At 69.9% G+C, this 15446-nt stretch carries 11 protein-coding genes; 5 read left to right on the top strand and 6 right to left on the bottom strand.

The window, feature by feature from the left end:
• Positions 1-25: 25 nt before the first annotated feature.
• From LY40_RS08505 to LY40_RS08520, 4 genes are all read right to left on the bottom strand, one after another.
• Entirely contained in the window at positions 26-589 is a 564-nt protein-coding gene (locus tag LY40_RS08505; protein ID WP_258936464.1) for a ferritin, read from the bottom strand.
• Positions 590-1295: 706 nt separating this feature from the next.
• Positions 1296-2555 (bottom strand): arginine deiminase, encoded by a 1260-nt coding sequence (locus tag LY40_RS08510; protein ID WP_258936751.1) that lies wholly within the window; start codon positions 2553-2555, stop codon positions 1296-1298.
• A gap of 35 nt (positions 2556-2590) precedes the next feature.
• Positions 2591-2797, bottom strand: coding sequence for a hypothetical protein (locus LY40_RS08515; protein ID WP_183785113.1), 207 nt, complete (start codon positions 2795-2797; stop codon positions 2591-2593).
• A gap of 459 nt (positions 2798-3256) precedes the next feature.
• Positions 3257-3988, bottom strand: coding sequence for a CPBP family intramembrane glutamic endopeptidase (locus LY40_RS08520; protein ID WP_183780597.1), 732 nt, complete (start codon positions 3986-3988; stop codon positions 3257-3259).
• A 269-nt stretch (positions 3989-4257) separates the two neighbouring features.
• On the opposite strand from LY40_RS08520, the gene LY40_RS08525 reads away from it, so the two are divergent.
• Positions 4258-5964, top strand: coding sequence for a BCCT family transporter (locus LY40_RS08525; protein ID WP_258936465.1), 1707 nt, complete (start codon positions 4258-4260; stop codon positions 5962-5964).
• Positions 5965-6161: 197 nt separating this feature from the next.
• On the opposite strand, the gene LY40_RS08530 is transcribed toward LY40_RS08525, so the two are convergent.
• Positions 6162-7025: a DUF2470 domain-containing protein gene (locus LY40_RS08530; protein WP_258936466.1), complete on the bottom strand. Its 864-nt coding sequence runs from the start codon at positions 7023-7025 to the stop codon at positions 6162-6164.
• A 164-nt stretch (positions 7026-7189) separates the two neighbouring features.
• On the opposite strand from LY40_RS08530, the gene LY40_RS08535 reads away from it, so the two are divergent.
• Positions 7190-8050: a hypothetical protein gene (locus LY40_RS08535; RefSeq protein ID WP_308216688.1), complete on the top strand. Its 861-nt coding sequence runs from the start codon at positions 7190-7192 to the stop codon at positions 8048-8050.
• A 123-nt stretch (positions 8051-8173) separates the two neighbouring features.
• On the opposite strand, the gene LY40_RS08540 is transcribed toward LY40_RS08535, so the two are convergent.
• Positions 8174-8776 (bottom strand): TMEM165/GDT1 family protein, encoded by a 603-nt coding sequence (locus LY40_RS08540; RefSeq protein ID WP_183780594.1) that lies wholly within the window; start codon positions 8774-8776, stop codon positions 8174-8176.
• 270 nt (positions 8777-9046) lie between these two features.
• Here LY40_RS08540 and LY40_RS08545 point away from each other — a divergent pair, with 270 nt between their 5' ends.
• The 3 genes from LY40_RS08545 to cydD all read left to right on the top strand — a co-directional run bounded on the left by LY40_RS08545 (position 9047) and on the right by cydD (position 15430).
• Positions 9047-10636 (top strand): cytochrome ubiquinol oxidase subunit I, encoded by a 1590-nt coding sequence (locus LY40_RS08545; protein ID WP_258936467.1) that lies wholly within the window; start codon positions 9047-9049, stop codon positions 10634-10636.
• A gap of 286 nt (positions 10637-10922) precedes the next feature.
• Positions 10923-11945, top strand: coding sequence for a cytochrome d ubiquinol oxidase subunit II (gene cydB, locus LY40_RS08550; protein WP_258936468.1), 1023 nt, complete (start codon positions 10923-10925; stop codon positions 11943-11945).
• Positions 11942-15430 carry a thiol reductant ABC exporter subunit CydD gene (gene cydD / locus LY40_RS08555; RefSeq protein WP_258936469.1) on the top strand — a complete coding sequence of 1163 codons (3489 nt, stop codon included), beginning with the start codon at positions 11942-11944 and terminating at the stop codon, positions 15428-15430. The genes cydB and cydD overlap by 4 nt, the downstream gene beginning before the upstream one ends.
• Positions 15431-15446: the final 16 nt, after the last annotated feature.

Consider the following 15446-nt stretch of genomic DNA (forward strand, 5'->3'; position numbering starts at 1 on the left):
GCTGCGTGTGCCACGACGGGAAGCGTCAGAGCTTGCCGCCCGCGACCTCCGGCATGTCGTCGTCGGCGTCGTCGCTCTGCAGGTGCTTGTGCACGAACCGTTCGACCTCGAACAGGTTGCCGTCGGCGCGATCGAACACGTTCACGAGCGTGCTCATCGTCGCGACCTCTTCGACCTGCTCCTTCAGGAACCACTGCATGAACTGTTCGCCGAGGAAGTCGTCCTCGGAGCGGGCGGCCTTCGTCAGCGTCTTGATGTCGCTGGTGACCTCCTTCTCCTGCTCCAGGGCCAGCTCCGCCAGCTCCTTGGCATTGGAGAACTCGTTGCGCACCTCGCCCGTGCTGGGGATCGTCACGTGGTGGTCGGTGTCCATCATGTACTGCACGAGCGCCATGGCGTGGTTGCGCTCCTCGATGGCCTGCGCGTAGAAGAACTTCGCGAGCTCGGGCAGGTCCTCGTTGTCGAACCACACGGCCAGCGCGGTGTACTGCTGCGAGGCGTGGAACTCGTTGTGGACCTGACCCTGCAGCAATTCGTAGAACTTGGAACGCGGCTGCTGGGAATTCTGCTTCTTCGTCGTGGTGGGCATGCATTCAATGTACGCCCCTGGTTCTACTTTTTTCCACCCGGGGGCTGGTGATCCGGAGCGCATTTGCCTACAATTCCTTAGCCAAGGATGAGCTAAATAAATTAAGCCTCACCTAAGTTCTGGGAATGACTTAGGTGAGGCTTAATTATATCTCAGCCTGTCGATTGTCCCTCATTTGGGGAATAAATCACGGTCCGCGATGGGTATCCCGCCGAGAGATCACCGGTTCGGGGTCGGGTCGGTGGTCGCCGCGAGCGCCTCCCGGCCGTTGCGGGGCAGGCTCCCGGTCGCGGTGGTTCACTCCGGCAGGCATCATTCGGGTGGTCGCCACGCGAGCGGCGCCGCCTCGGCGGTCGCTGCACCCCGGCGGCCGCCCTGAGGGGCTTCACTCCGGCGGCCGCCGACTCCGAGCGCGCTCCCGGCAGGCACCGTCCCGACAGGCCCGTCCCGACAGGCCCGTTCCGGCACCACCGTTCGCGCCACCGTTCGGCCGTCGCCGTTCGGCCGTCACCGTTGCGCGCCGGCCCCGGCGTCACCGCTCCTGTGGCACCGTCCGGCCGTCTCCGTCCCGGCTGATTCCGGCTCCGATCACCGTTCCGGCCGTCGCCGCCCCGACGTCACCGCTCCGGTGGCCGCGGTGCGGCGGCCACCGATGCGGGAGCGCGTCGATGTGGGAGCGCCGGTGCGGGAGCGCCGGTGCGGGTGTTCAGGACGCGCTCGGCAGCGGGCCCCTGGCGATGGGGCAGGACATGCAGCGCGGGCCGCCGCGTCCCGAGCCCAGTTCGGAACCGGCGATGGCCAGCACCTCGATGCCCGCTTCCTCCAGGCGTGCGTTCGTCTGGGTGTTGCGCTCGTAGCCCACGACCACGCCGGGCGCGAGCGCGAGCGTGTTGTTGCCGTCGTCCCACTGCTCCCGCTCGGCGGTGACGGGATCGAGGCCGGTGTCGATCACGCGCAGCCGATCGATGCCCATGGCGGTGGCCGCGGCGTCGAGGAACGGTTCCGGTCCGTCCACGCGCAGCTCCCGGGTGCCGTCGGCGGCGACGTCGTCACCCGGCCGCATCGTGTAGGCGACGAGCGAGTCGCGCGCGAGCGGGTACATGACGACCGCGTCGGGGCCGATCATCGTGCACACGGTGTCCAGGTGCATGGTCGCGCGGTTCTGCGCGATCGGGACGGCCAGCACCGTGTGCGCGATGCCGTCGGCGAACACCGACCTCGCGAGCGACTCGGCGCCCGCGGCCGTCGTCCGTTCGCCGACGCCCACGGCCAGCACTCCCGGCGCCAGCAACAGCACGTCGCCGCCTTCGACCGGAGCCGAATGCGCGCCGTACGCACGCGAGGCACCGCGGAACCGCGGGTGGTACGCGTACGCCAGGTCCAGCAGCGCCGTTTCCCTGCTCCGGGCGGGCATCGCCAGCGACGAGATCGCCACCCGGTCGGCGATCCATGCGGACGAATCGCGCGTGAACAGCAGGTTCGGCAGCGGATCGACCACGAAGTCGTGCGCGTGGTGCATCTTCCGTACGAGTGATGCGCCTTCGGAGGCAGGCAGCTCCTCGAACGTCATCCCACGCATCAGCGTTTCGCGCAGCGCGCCCGCGCCGAGGCCGGACAGGTGGGAGCGCAGCGCGTCCGCCAGCTCGCTGCCGAGTCGGCGTTCGTCCACCGCGGCGTGCACCCCTGCGGCGTGCGCCCGTGGATCGGCCAACGATTCGCCGAGGACGTCGGCGAGCAGCAGCACCTCCACGCCACGTGAGGCGAGCACCTCGGCGAACGCGTCGTGTTCCTGTTGGGCACGTTCGACCCACGGGATCGAGTCGAAGAGCAGCTGGTCGTTGTTGCGCGGTGTGAGCCTCGTGAGCTCGCCGCCGGGCCGGTGCAGCAGGACCGACCGCAGCGGGCCGACCTCGCTGTCGACGCCCGGGGCGATCGTCGTGGTGTCGTCCGTGCCCGGGCCGGTCATCGTGTTGGCTGTGTTCGTCACGCGCGTGAGCGTAGTCACCCGGCGGGCGTCAGCTCCCGGTTTCGTGGTGCGCGCTCCGGGTAGGGACCCCAGCCGTACTCGGCGACGACCGAGGGCACGGTCGTGAACACCCAGTTCTCGACACCGCCGCCCATGATCTCGGCGTACCGCTCCGCCGCCTCCCGGTTCGCGAACCGGATCTGCTGGTCGCGCAAGGCCCGGTGAGTGATCTTGCAGGCCATCTCCATCCCCTCCGACACAGTCCTTTCCGTCTTCGGCGGCGGCGCTGCCCGTCCGCCTGCGTTCCCCACTCGATCGCCACCTCCCGGCGGCGCCGGTTGGCCGACGAACTGCCGGTGAGTCGATGCACTGCCGCTGGGTCGACGAACTGTCGTACCCGCGACGTACCTTCCTTCTGTTCGACGCTCTTCTGATCGGCGCCGAGTCCATTCGGTGCTCTTCTGTTCGAGGCCGAGTCTGTTCGAACTCGAGTCCGTTCGACGCCGAGTCCGTTCGATGCCGGGGCTTCCTTCCGACGTCCGGATCCCCTGCAGTCCGGACGGTGGTGAAGGTCGGCAGCCCCTGCGCGGCGCCGGTCACAAGTAGAACACACGTTCGATGATGCGTGCAAACCTCCTGGTCGTGGTCAGGTCGGCGATCATGACCGCGAGCGGTTCGGGGAGTCGATCAGGACGAGGCGACTACGGCAGCCAAGCGACGTGGTCGCGCACCGCCGAATAACCCACGAACGCGACGACGTCGAGCAGGGTGTGCGCGGCGACCAGTGGCCACAGGCGGTTCGTGCGCTGCCACACGCGGCCGAAGATCAATCCCATGGCGACGTTGCCGAGGAATCCGCCGAAGCCCTGGTAGAGGTGGTACGAACCGCGCAGGACCGCGGAAATGATCAAGCTCGTATTCTCGCCTATGCCGAGCTGTCTCAATCGGGTGATCAGGTACCCGACGACGAGTACCTCCTCGGCGAAGCCGTTGCCGAAGGCCGACAGGGTCAGCGTGATCGGCCGCCACCACGTCTCACCCAGTGTCGACGGCTGCACGGCGAGGTTCAGACCGAACTGCCACATGGCGAGGTAGAACAGCAGCCCCGGGATCCCGATCAGCGCGGTGAGACCGATGCTCCATCGCAGATCGGCGGCCTGCGGCCGGCGCGGAAGGCCGACCTCGGCGAGCTTCATGCCGCCGCGCCACAGCAGGTACACGCCCAGTGCGCCCCACGCGACGAGCTGAGTGGCGCTGAGTAGTTGGAAGAGGAGATCGATTATCTCGTTGGTGGCCCGAGACGTGTTGATCGCGACCTCTTGATCACTCAGCGTCTCGGGTTGTAGCAGTGCGTCGACCAGTGAGAGCAGAGAGCGTGCGCCTGATAAACCAAGTGTGATCGTAAACACAAGGACGACTTCGACGGTCAGCATCCGCCGTCGTCGAGCGTCGTCACCGGTGGGAACCGGCGGTGGAAACGGTGCGCTGTGAGGTGTAAACCACCTGCGCAACCAGCGATTCAGGCGATCGCGTTGGCCGGAGGACACCCGGGAACACTAACGCCCCGTCACGGGCCCGACACCGACCGGGGGAATCGTGAATCATCACGATCCCACTAACAATGCGGCCGGTTATCAATAAATCGCCCGAACGGCCTACTAGGGTGCAGCGGTTGAAAGAAACGATGAAGGAGGAGAGCCTCGTGGCGGAAACGTCAGAAGCTGAGGCCGCGCCATCCACATCGCCGAAGGGTCAATCCTCTGGTCACAAGGGGGTCGCGCCGAGGGTCTTCTGGCCCTCCGTGATCATCGTGCTGGCCTTCGTCCTGATCTCGGTGATCTTCCCCGACACCGTCGCGGAGATCGTCGGGAACATCCAGGACGCCGTGATCGGCACGTTCAGCTGGTACTACCTGCTGCTCGTGTCCGTGTTCGTGGCCTTCGCGATCTGGATCGGTGTCAGCCACTTCGGTGACATCAAGCTCGGACCCGACGACGAGGGTCCGGAGTTCGGCCTCGGTTCGTGGTTCGCGATGCTGTTCGCGGCCGGCATGGGTATCGGTCTGGTGTTCTGGGGGGTGGCGGAGCCACTTAACCACTTCGCCGGTATCCCGAACCGCGCCACCGGGATCGAGGAGGGCACCGAAGCGGGCGCCCACGACTCGATCCTGCAGGCGGTGCTGCACTGGGGGCTGCACCCGTGGGCGATCTACGTCGTGGTCGGTGTGGCCATCGCGTACGCCATCCACCGCAAGAAGCGGCCGGTGTCGATCCGGTACGCCCTCGAGGGCGTGCTGGGTAGGAAGGTCAACGGCTGGATCGGTGACGTCATCGACATCGCGGCGATCTGCGGCACCCTGTTCGGTGTCGCGACGTCGCTGGGTCTCGGCGTCATGCAGGTCGCTGCCGGGTTGAGCTTCATCGACGTCATCGAGGAGCCGAACAACCTGACCTACGTGATCCTCATCGGTGCGATCACGACGGCCGCGGTGGTGTCCGTGGTCACGGGTCTGAAGAAGGGCATCAAGTACATCTCGAACATCAACCTCGGCCTCGCGGCCGCGCTGTTGATCTTCGTGCTGATCGCCGGTCCGACCCTGTTCATCTTCCGTGACGTGGTGCAGACGTTCGGTGACTACCTGCAGAACATCCTGCAGATGAGCGTCAACACCACCGCCTACTCGGGCGAGAACGGCACCGAGTGGCAGGGCTGGTGGACCACGTACTACTGGGCCTGGTGGATCTCGTGGGCGCCCTTCGTGGGTGTGTTCATCGCGCGGATCTCGCGTGGCCGCACGGTGCGTCAGTTCGTCGCCGGTGTGCTGCTGGTGCCGACCGTGGTCGCGATCATCTGGTTCTGCGTCATGGGTGGCACGGCGCTCTACCGTGAGCTGTTCGGCCAGGGCGGCCTGATCGGCGTCGAGGACGGCGCAGCGACGGTCGACACGAACACGTCGCTGTTCGCCCTGCTCGAGGGGATGCCCGGCGGAAGCGTGGTCATCGTCGGCGCGATCATCCTGATCGTGCTGTTCTTCGTGACCTCGTCCGACTCCGGTTCGCTGGTGGTCGACATGCTCGCCTCGGGCGGCAACCCGAACCCGCCGACGTGGAGTCGCGTGTTCTGGGGTGTCGCCGAAGGTGCGGTGGCCATCGCGCTGCTGTTGCCGGGCGAGGACAGTCTGTCCACATTGCAGCTGGTCGCGATCCTGATCGCATTGCCGTTCAGTGTCGTGATGATCGGTATGTGCGTGTCGATCTGGCGCGAGTTGAGCGCGGAACGCAAAGCCGCGCTACGTGCCCAGCGGCGCATGCAACGCGAGGAGCTCGCGGATCACGTGACGAGCAGCCTCGTGGACGCCGGCGTCGTCGAGGACCCGGACACCGGGGACGACGGCAAGGTGAAGGCGTAACGCCTGCCGGTGAGCGCGAGACGAACGGCGCCCTTGGGAGTACTGCTCCCGGGGGCGCCGTTCTCGTGTTTCCGGCTGTTGACTGCCGGCCTCGCCGCGCTGGGATCGTCGCGATCGCCTCCGCGGCCCGGCTTCACGGGCTCGACGCTGCTGGGGCAACGCTGCTGGGGCAACGCTGCCGACTCGATGTCGCGGGCTCAGCCCCGCGCGTCCGGGCCCGGTGGCTGGAAGGGGCAGCCGACGAGTTTGCGCAGCGCGAGGCCGAGTCGCTGCCGGCAGTCGACGGGTTCGTCGAAGGCGAGGCGCACGTCGTGGTCGACGGTGGTGCCGGACGGGTCCGGTGTGTTGCGGCCTCCGGGGTGTTCGACGCGCAGTCGCAGGCCGTAACGGTCGATGCCGAGCGGGCGGATTCGGCCGCCGCGCAGTTCGTCGGGTACATGCCGGGCGAGTGCGGTGACGACCTCGGGGTGGGCGTGTTCGAGGTGTCGGAGCCACGCGGACTCGTGCCGACAGAACGGGTCGGGGCTGGCCGAGGCGAACGTCTGTGTGGTCAGCGAGTCGGTGCCCTCGGAGTCGGCGAGTACGAACGAGGTGGGTATGAGGTCGAGCATCGTCAGCCCGTGGCCGAGGTCGAGCAGGCTCGGTTCGGCGCGCTGCTCGGCGATCGTGACGGCACGGGTGCGGGCGGAGTGGGTGTCGAGTCGGCGGAGCCAGCCGGTGAGCCACAGCAGGCCTCGTACGGGGCTGCGCAGCGCGACCGGGGCCTCGTCGGTGATCTCGAGCGTGATGGCGAGCTCTCCTGCCGGCGTGGCGGCGCCGGTGTCGCCGCCGGTGCCTGACCGGCCGCCCACGGCGAGCACCAGCGGGTCGTCGTCGGGCAGCAGGATGCTGGCGCGGCCGCCTGCGTGCACGTGGTGCAGTACGGGTTCGGTGTGCGGTCCGGACGCGGGGTCGCGGTTGACGGCGGGCATCAGCACGGCGGGTCCACCGCGGGTGGCGATGCTCTTGGCGCGTTCCGCGGGAAGCGGGGTCCGGGGTGTGTGCGGACGGGTACGGGTCACCGGTCACCTCCAACTAAGGCGAGGCTAACCTATGTCCACGGTGAGGGGAATACCCGAGCGGCCCTGGTGAGGCGGGGCGCGGCGGTACCGGCTGCGGGTCTGCGGTCATCCCGATATTCATCCCGAAAACGGGCGCTATTAGCGTGTGAGGCGTGTCAAGCGCTGTGGAACTCACGCCCCCCGGCCCTCGCGGAGTCCCTCCGCTGTTCGCTCGGCTCGTCGACGACTCGGCGCTCTTTCCGCCCAGCGACGCGGCCATGCCGGAAGCGCTGAAGGGGCACTTCGCTTCGCGCAGCGGCGACAGGTCGGGCGTGCTGGGCGTCTTCCTGTGCCAGGCGTCGCGGCTGCCCGAGTTGATCACGGAACTCATCAAGATCAAGCCGGCCGAGCCGCTGCCGTTGTCGCTGATCATCGACACGGGCCTCGGCGGGGTGCCGAAGGCGATCTCCATCGTGGAGTCCAGGAGTGAGCTGCTGGCGCTGAAGATGGTCGAGATGCCCGCGCCGTCGGATGTCGACGAGGTGTGGCTCGAGCGGGTCTCGGAGTTCGTGCCCGAGGACGTCGTGCGCGTGGTGGAGCCGCGGCGCGGGGTCGGCTGGCTCGACGGCGTGCAGAAGGTCATCGAACACGGCAGCAGGCCCAAGATCCGGTGCGGTGGCCAGTCGCCGGAGAACTTCCCCGAGGTCGACGAGGTGGCCGACTTCCTCTCGGTGGTCGCGGCCTCCACGGGTGCGACGTTCAAGGCGACGAACAGTCTGCACCGCGCGGTGCGGCACACCGCCGACGACGGCATCGAGCACCACGGTTTCTTGAATCTGCTCGTGGCCTCGGCGCGGTGCCTGTCGGGCGGTGACGTGCGCGGGGCGCTGGCCAGCACGGACGGCGCTGCGCTGGCGGACGAGGCTCGCGGGCTCTCCGACGAGGCGGCGACGGCGGTGCGCGCGATGTTCGCCTCGTACGCGTGCGCCGAGTTCGACCGCCCGGTGGGTGACCTCGTGGAACTGGGGCTGCTCGGCACGGAGTGAGCCCGGGTGCTCGCAGGTGTTCCCTGGTGAGCGGCTGCGAGTCGTGCGCGGGTGCTCGTGTCCGGTGCGTCTCGTCGTCGGCTGCGGTATGGGCCGTCCCGGTGGGGTTCCGCCCTGTCGGGGTCAGCCCAGCAGGGCGGAGCCGAACGCGTAGGCGGCGAGTCCGGCGAACACCACGCCTGCGGCGCGCTGCAGCAGGTGTGGACGGATGCGGTGGCGGAGCTTGCTGCCGACCACGATGGCGATCGCGGTGACACACGCGACGGCGGCGAACGCGCCGAGGCCGACCGCGACCGGCTGGACGTAGCGGGCGGCGAGACCGGCCGTGGCGAGCTGCGAGGCGTCGCCCCATTCCGCGGCGAACAACACCCCGAAGGACGCGGTGGCCGCCCGGAGGAACGGGACGCGTGCCGGCCCGCTGCGCATCGCGTCCTCGCCGGTGTCGTCGGCCGAGCGGAATCCCGAGCGCAGCAGGATCGCCGCGCCGACGCCGAACATGACGCCGGCGGCAACCGAAACGAGGCGTTCGGGAAGTAATGTCAATGCGCCGCCGAATGCGACGGCGACGAGCGTTTGAATGGCGAAAGCGGCGGTGACGCCGGTCCACACCGCTCCCGCGCGGTAACGCGTGGTCAGCACCAGTGTGGCGACCGTGGTCTTGTCCGGCAGTTCGGCCAGGAAGACCAGCGCGAACGCCGTGAAGAAGGCCGGCAGCGCAGTGGACATCAGTAGTTTCACCCCTTGGTCACTTCAACGATAAAGGGGAATTGCCGAAAATCAAGCGGATCGATCACGCGAATCGGCATTTTTGGCGCCCGATGAAATTGCACGAACCCGCGGCTCACAGTTTTTTTCGGCGTGCCGAAATTGCTGGCTGCGGAGCGGGAATGCCCGGTTCGCCGGGCGACGGCGCGGGGCGGGCGGGACTTACGTCCTGTAGTAGTCGGGACCGGCGTACCTGTCGGCCGGGTGCATCCGCGGAGCAGAGTCGTGATCGTGGAAGTTCTGGAGCTCGCGCGGTGGCAGTTCGGGATCACGACCGTCTACCACTTCCTGATGGTGCCGTTGACGATCGGCCTGTCGGTGCTGGTCGCGGGCATGCAGACGGCGTGGGTGCGCACGGGCAACGAGCGCTACCTGAAGATGACCAAGTTCTGGGGCAAACTGCTGCTGGTCAACTTCGCCATGGGCGTGGTGACCGGGATCGTGCAGGAGTTCCAGTTCGGCATGAACTGGAGCGAGTACTCCCGGTTCGTGGGGGACGTGTTCGGTGCGCCGCTCGCGATGGAGGGGCTCGTCGCGTTCTTCGTGGAGTCGGTGTTCCTCGGCCTGTGGATCTTCGGCTGGGATCGGCTGCCGAAGCGAGTGCACCTGGCGTGCGCGTGGGCGTTCTCGCTGGCCACGGTGGCGTCGGCGTACTTCATCCTGGCGGCGAACTCGTGGATGCAGCACCCGGTGGGTGCCGAGTTCGTCGACGGGAAGCCGACGATGAACTCGATCTGGGCGGTGTTGACCAACAACACGGCGTTGGCCGCGATCCCGCACACCGTGGCGGGGTGCTTCGCCGTGGCCGCGGCGTTCGTGGTCGGTATCGCGGCGTGGCGGTTGTGGCGCCGGCGCGGCGAGGACGACGAGCACCGCGCGGTGTGGCGCTCGTCGGTGAAGCTCGGCGCGTGGACGGGCGTCGTGGCGTTTGCCGTGCTCGTGGTGAGCGGTGACTTCCAGGGCAAGCTGATGTTCCAGCAGCAGCCGATGAAGATGGCGGCCGCGGAGGCGCTGTGCGAGACGGAGCAGCCCGCGAGCTTCTCGATCATCGCGGTGGGCGACGTGTCGGACGCCGACTGCGAGAGCGTGAAGACGTTCAACGTGCCCGCGTTGCTGTCGTTCCTAGCCGAGGGCGACTTCTCATCCGAGGTCAAGGGCGTGCAGGAGCTGGTCGGGGAGTACCAGGACAAGTATGGCTCGCACTATCCGGACGACCCGGCGCTCGGGGAGCTGGCGGGCAAGCCGGTGGACTACGTACCGAACCTGCCGGTGACCTACTGGGGCTTCCGGATCATGATCGGTTTCGGCGCGCTGTCGGCGCTGGTCGGCGTGGCCACGCTGTGGTTGACGCGCGGCGGGCGGATCCCGGGCGGCCGCTGGTTCCCGTGGATGGCGCTGGGCAGCATCGCGCTGCCGTACATCGCCAACAGTGCAGGCTGGATCTTCACCGAGATGGGCAGGCAGCCGTTCGTGGTGGTGCCGAACCCGGATCCGAGTGGCGTCGACGGGGTGTGGATGTACACCGCGATGGCCGTGTCGCGCGTGAGCCAGGGCGAGGTGTGGCTGTCGCTGCTGTCGCTGACCCTGCTGTACGCGGTGCTCGGGGTGGTCGAGGTGTTCCTGATGGCCAAGTACGTGCGCGGTGGGATCGAGAGCGTGATGCCCGCGAAGGCCGCCGCTCGTCTAGGGGCGGGTGGCGACGGGGACCAGGACGGTTCGGGCGACGATTCGGGCGGTGGCGGATCGAACGGCGGTTCCAGTCGCGGCCAGGCGGGCGCGCCCGACGACCCCGACGACGAGCCGTTGTCGTTCGCCTACTAGCCGTTCGCACCCCGCACGTGTCGATCAAACACCGTGCCGTTCGAGGAGACCGTGTCGTTCGAGGAGGCGTCGTGATCGTGATTTCCGGTGGGCATGCCCCCACCCTCTCCGGGGGACGACCCCAACTCCAGCCTACCGTCGCGAGCGGTTTTCCCAAGGCGTGTCCAGCAAGTTGTGGACAACTCCGGCTGTTGTGCACAGCCGGCTGGGGAAAACAGGTTTCACCTGAAACATGTCGGAACGCCGTGGTAGCGCACCTGCGGCACGACCCGAGGCGGGTGGGCTGATGGAACTCGAGGTCGTCTGGTTCGTCGTCATCGCGTTCCTGTGGCTCGGCTACCTGTTCCTCGAAGGCTTCGACTTCGGCGTCGGGATGCTCCTGCCGGTCCTCGGCCGTAACGACACCGAGCGTCGCGTCATGATCAACACCATCGGGCCCGTCTGGGACGGCAACGAGGTCTGGATCATCGTCGCGGGCGGCGCGACGTTCGCCGCGTTCCCCGCCTGGTACGCAGGCCTGTTCTCCGCCGCCTACCTGCCGCTGCTGTTCGTGCTGCTCGCGCTCATCGGCCGCGGCGTCGCCTTCGAGTACCGCGGCAAGGTCGACTCGCAGCGCTGGCGCCGAGCCTGGGACAAGGTCATCGTCATCGGCTCCACCGTTCCGCCCATCGGCATCGGCTTCGTCATCGCCTCCACCGTCCTCGGCCTGCCGCTCGACGCCGACGGCAACCGGGTCGGCTCGGCCTTCGCGGCCTTCCGCTGGGACACCCTGCTCGGCGCGCTCGCCGTCACCGGCTTCTCCCTGCTGCACGGCGCCGTGTTCATCGCGCTCAAGACCGACGGTGACATCCGGCGCCGCGCACGCCGCCTCGCCACCGCGATCCTGCCCGTGGCGATCCTGCCCGTCGCCGCCTTCGCGGTCCTCGTCCAGGTCCGCCACGGGTCGGAGTGGACGTACGTGCCCCTCGCCGTCACCGTCGGCGCCGTGCTCGTCGCCTGGTGGCGCATCGCCGCCGGGCGCGAAGGGCAGGCGTTCGCCGCGCTCGGCGTCGCGATCACCGGCACCGTCGTCACCCTGTTCGGCGCCCTGTTCCCCGACGTCCTTCCCTCCACACTGGACGCCGCTCACTCGCTGACCGTCGACAACGCCGCCTCCGGCGACTACACCCTCACGGTCATGACCTGGGTCGCGGCGTTCGGAACCCCGGCGGTACTCGTCTACCAGGGCTGGACCTACTGGGTCTTCCGCAAACGCATCAAGACCTCCCACATCCCCGCCCCCCACACCGCGCAGCAGGTGTCCTCATGAGCCGTCCCACCCGCGACACCCTTTCCGCTACCGGCGCCGGCGCCGAACCGTCCACACCGGACACGCCGGGCCGGTCGCGGGTGGGACACGGCCCGCTCGGCGCGCTCCCGGCACTGTCCCCGGCGGCGCGCCGAGCGTTGGCCGCATCCGGCGTGCTCGCGCTCCTCAACGCCGCATGCCTCGTAGCGCAGGCCTTCCTGCTCGCCTCCGTGCTCGCCGACGTCGTCGTCGGGGGAGGAGCCGGAGCGGGACACACCGGCGGCCTCGCGCCCCGGCTCGGCCTGCTCCTGGCCACCGTCGCCGGGCGGGCCGTGCTGGCGTGGGCGATCCGCGTCGTCGCAGCCCGCGCTGCCGCGGGCGCCAAGGAGGAACTCCGCGCCCACGTCCTCGACCACGCGCTCCGCCTCGGCCCCGAATGGATCGCCCGCCGCGGCCCCGGCCAGCTCACCGCACTCACCACCACCGGCCTCGACGCGCTCGACGCCTACTTCACCCGGTACCTCCCCGCGCTCGTCACCGCCGCCGTCGTGCCCCTCGCCGCGGGCGCGGCCGTGCTCGTCGCCGACTGGCCATCGGCCCTGCTCATCGCCGTCACCCTGCCGCTGCTGCCGCTGTTCGGCGCGCTCATCGGCTCCTACACGCGCGACCGCGTCGCCGCGGCCAGCGACTCCGTCGCCCGGCTGTCGGCCCACGTGCTCGAACTCGTGCGCGCCCTGCCCGTGCTCGCCGCATTCCGCCGCGCCGACGCGCAGGCAGACACCGTCCGCCGCGTCTCCGACCGGCACCGCCGCGCCACCCTCGGCACCCTGCGCGTCGCGTTCAGCTCGGCGTTCGCCCTCGAACTCGCCGCGACCCTGTCGGTCGCCCTCGTCGCCGTCGTCATCGGCGTGCGCCTCGTCCACGGCGACATGCCGCTCGCCGTCGGACTCGGCGTGCTCCTGCTCGCACCGGAGTGTTTCGCGCCGCTGCGCAATGTCGGCACCGCGTTCCATGCCAGCACCGACGGCGTCGAAGCCGTCCGCCGCGTCACCGACGTGCTCGCCGAACCCGCACCCTCCGACGGCACACTGCCCCCGCGCCGCGGCGACATCCGGGTGTGGAACCTGCGCGTCCACCGCCGCGGCGGCCACGCACCGGACGGCGAGACGTTCACCGCGCGTCCGGGGCAGACCGTGTGGCTGCGCTCGCCGAGCGGCGCCGGCAAGAGCACCACCCTCGCCGTCCTCCTCGGATTCGTCCGCAACGACGCAGGCGACGTCGAGGTCGCCGGCGTCCCCCTCGCCGAGCTCGACCCCGACGCCTGGCGCGAGTGCATCGGCTGGGTTCCCCAGTCGCCGTCGTTCACCGGGGGCACCGCGGCCGCCGAGATCGCCCTCGCCGCGCCCGGACTCGATGCCGCCCACACCCACGACCTGCTGCACCGCCTCGGGCTCGACGGATTCGCCGACCGGCCCGTCGCCACGCTCTCGGTCGGCCAGCGCCAGCGCCTCGCGGTCGCCAGGGCCCTCGCACGCGTGCGCGCGGGCGCATGGCTGCTGCTGCTCGACGAACCCACCGCGCACCTGGACGCCGACAACGCCCGCCGCGTCCAGGAACTCATCGACGAGGCGGCACGCGCAGGCTGCACCGTCATCGTCGCCGCCCACGACCGCGCCGCGCTCAGCACCACCCACAGCACCGACCCCGCGACCGAGCCGCCCGACACCCACGAGGCCACCCCGCTCGCCGACCGTCGTGCCGGCTCGGCACGACGCATCGCGCTGCGCAGACTCGTCGACCGGCGATTCCTCGGCGGGGCCGCGCTCGGCGCGGGTTCGCTCATCGCCGGGGTAGCGCTGACCGCCACGTCGGGTTGGCTCATCGCCCGCGCATCGCAACAGCCGCCGATCCTCATGCTCAGCGTCGCCGTGGTCGGCGTGCGCACCTTCGGCCTGGCCAGGGCAGGGTTGAACTACGCGGAACGGCTCGTCACCCACGACGCCGCGTTCCGCATCGCAGCCGCACTGCGCGTCCGGCTGTGGCGCGGGCTCGTCGCACGGGGACCGGCCGCCGCGCTACGGCACGGTGCGGACCACCGCCGCCTCGTCGGCGACACCGACACAGTCCGCGACCTGCTGCCGCGCGTGCTCACCCCGCCGCTCGTCGTCGGCGCCGTACTGATCGCCGCCTGCACCGCGGTGACCATCGTGTTGCCGGCCGCCGGACTGGTGCTCACGGCCGCGGCCGGTGTCGCCGCGATCGCCGCCCCGTGGGCCGCTCTCGTCGTGGAGCGCCGCGCCACGACCACGCTCGCGGCCGGTCGGCGCCGGCTCGACGAGCGGATACTCGCCCTGTTCGGCACCGCGGCCGAACTGGTCGCCGTCGGCGCCCACCACCGCAGGCGCCGCGCACTGGCACGGCTCGACGGCCGGCTCGCCGCCGCGGCACGCAGGCAGGCCTGGGGCGAGGGCGCCGCCGACGCCGTGATCGCCGCCGCCACCGGCGCCGCCGCCGTCGCAGGTGCCTGGCTGGCCGCAGGTGCCGTCGCAGCCGGGACGCTCACCCCCGTCGCCGCCCCGGTGGTCGCGCTCGTGCCCCTGGCCCTCGCCGAGGTCCTCGCCCTGCTGCCACCCGTCGCCCAGCACTGGGACACCCTTCGCGACGCCCGCACCCGCCTGGCCGCCGCCGAGCACGACACCCCCGACGACAACACCGGCCACAGCGGCGTCGGCAACGACGTCGGCAACGAGATCGGCCAGAACCACGCCGGCCACAGCGACACCGACCAAGACGACGCACACCAAGACGACGCACACCAAGACGACACCGCCCGCGCGCCGCACGCGGATCGCGAACCGACACAGCGCCCGGGGAGCGTGCGGTTGCGTGGCGCCGACGTCGGCTGGCCGTCGAGCGCGCGTCCGGTGTTGCGGGACGTCGACCTCGACATCCCGCAGGGAACGCACGTCGCGGTCGTCGGTGCGTCCGGTGCGGGCAAGTCCACGCTCCTCGCCGCGCTGCTGGGGTTCCTGCGGCCGGTGCGCGGTGAGGCCGACGTACCCGCGCGTGCCGCGTGGGCGCCGCAGGATCCACAGCTGGTCTCCACGACCGTCGCCGAGAATCTGCGCCTCGCCGACCCGCACGCCACCGACGCCGAGCTCGCCGACGCCCTCCGAACCGCACACGTCGACCTCGACCTGGACACCGTGCTCGACTCGGCGGGCGCCGGTCTCTCGGGCGGGCAGGCGCAACGGGTGGCGCTCGCCAGGGCGCTGCTCGCCGCGCCCGGCGCCGACCTGGTGCTGCTCGACGAGCCCACCGCCCACCTCGACGAGCCGACCGCCGATCGGGTCCTCGCCGACCTGCGCACCGCACTGGCAGGAAAGACGGTCGTGCACGTCACCCACCGGCCGGACGATGTCGCAGGTGCCGACCTGGTGCTCGAGGTCGCCGACGGGAGGGTGCGCACGCGAGCCGCGACACGTCCGCGGGCCCACGCGAGGTGAACACCTCGTACCGTCG

It is taken from the genome of Prauserella salsuginis, from assembly GCF_024648885.1.
In the GTDB taxonomy this organism is placed as follows: domain Bacteria; phylum Actinomycetota; class Actinomycetes; order Mycobacteriales; family Pseudonocardiaceae; genus Prauserella; species Prauserella salsuginis.

Bases quoted from the DNA above. Each gene is read 5' to 3' on its own strand.
- LY40_RS08505 (WP_258936464.1), bottom strand. From the start codon at position 589: ATGCCCACCACGACGAAGAAGCAGAATTCCCAGCAGCCGCGTTCCAAG.
- LY40_RS08510 (WP_258936751.1), bottom strand. From the start codon at position 2,555: ATGACCGGCCCGGGCACGGACGACACCACGACGATCGCCCCGGGCGTC.
- LY40_RS08515 (WP_183785113.1), bottom strand. From the start codon at position 2,797: ATGGCCTGCAAGATCACTCACCGGGCCTTGCGCGACCAGCAGATCCGG.
- LY40_RS08520 (WP_183780597.1), bottom strand. From the start codon at position 3,988: ATGCTGACCGTCGAAGTCGTCCTTGTGTTTACGATCACACTTGGTTTA.
- LY40_RS08540 (WP_183780594.1), bottom strand. From the start codon at position 8,776: ATGTCCACTGCGCTGCCGGCCTTCTTCACGGCGTTCGCGCTGGTCTTC.
- cydB (WP_258936468.1), top strand. From the start codon at position 10,923: ATGGAACTCGAGGTCGTCTGGTTCGTCGTCATCGCGTTCCTGTGGCTC.
- cydD (WP_258936469.1), top strand. From the start codon at position 11,942: ATGAGCCGTCCCACCCGCGACACCCTTTCCGCTACCGGCGCCGGCGCC.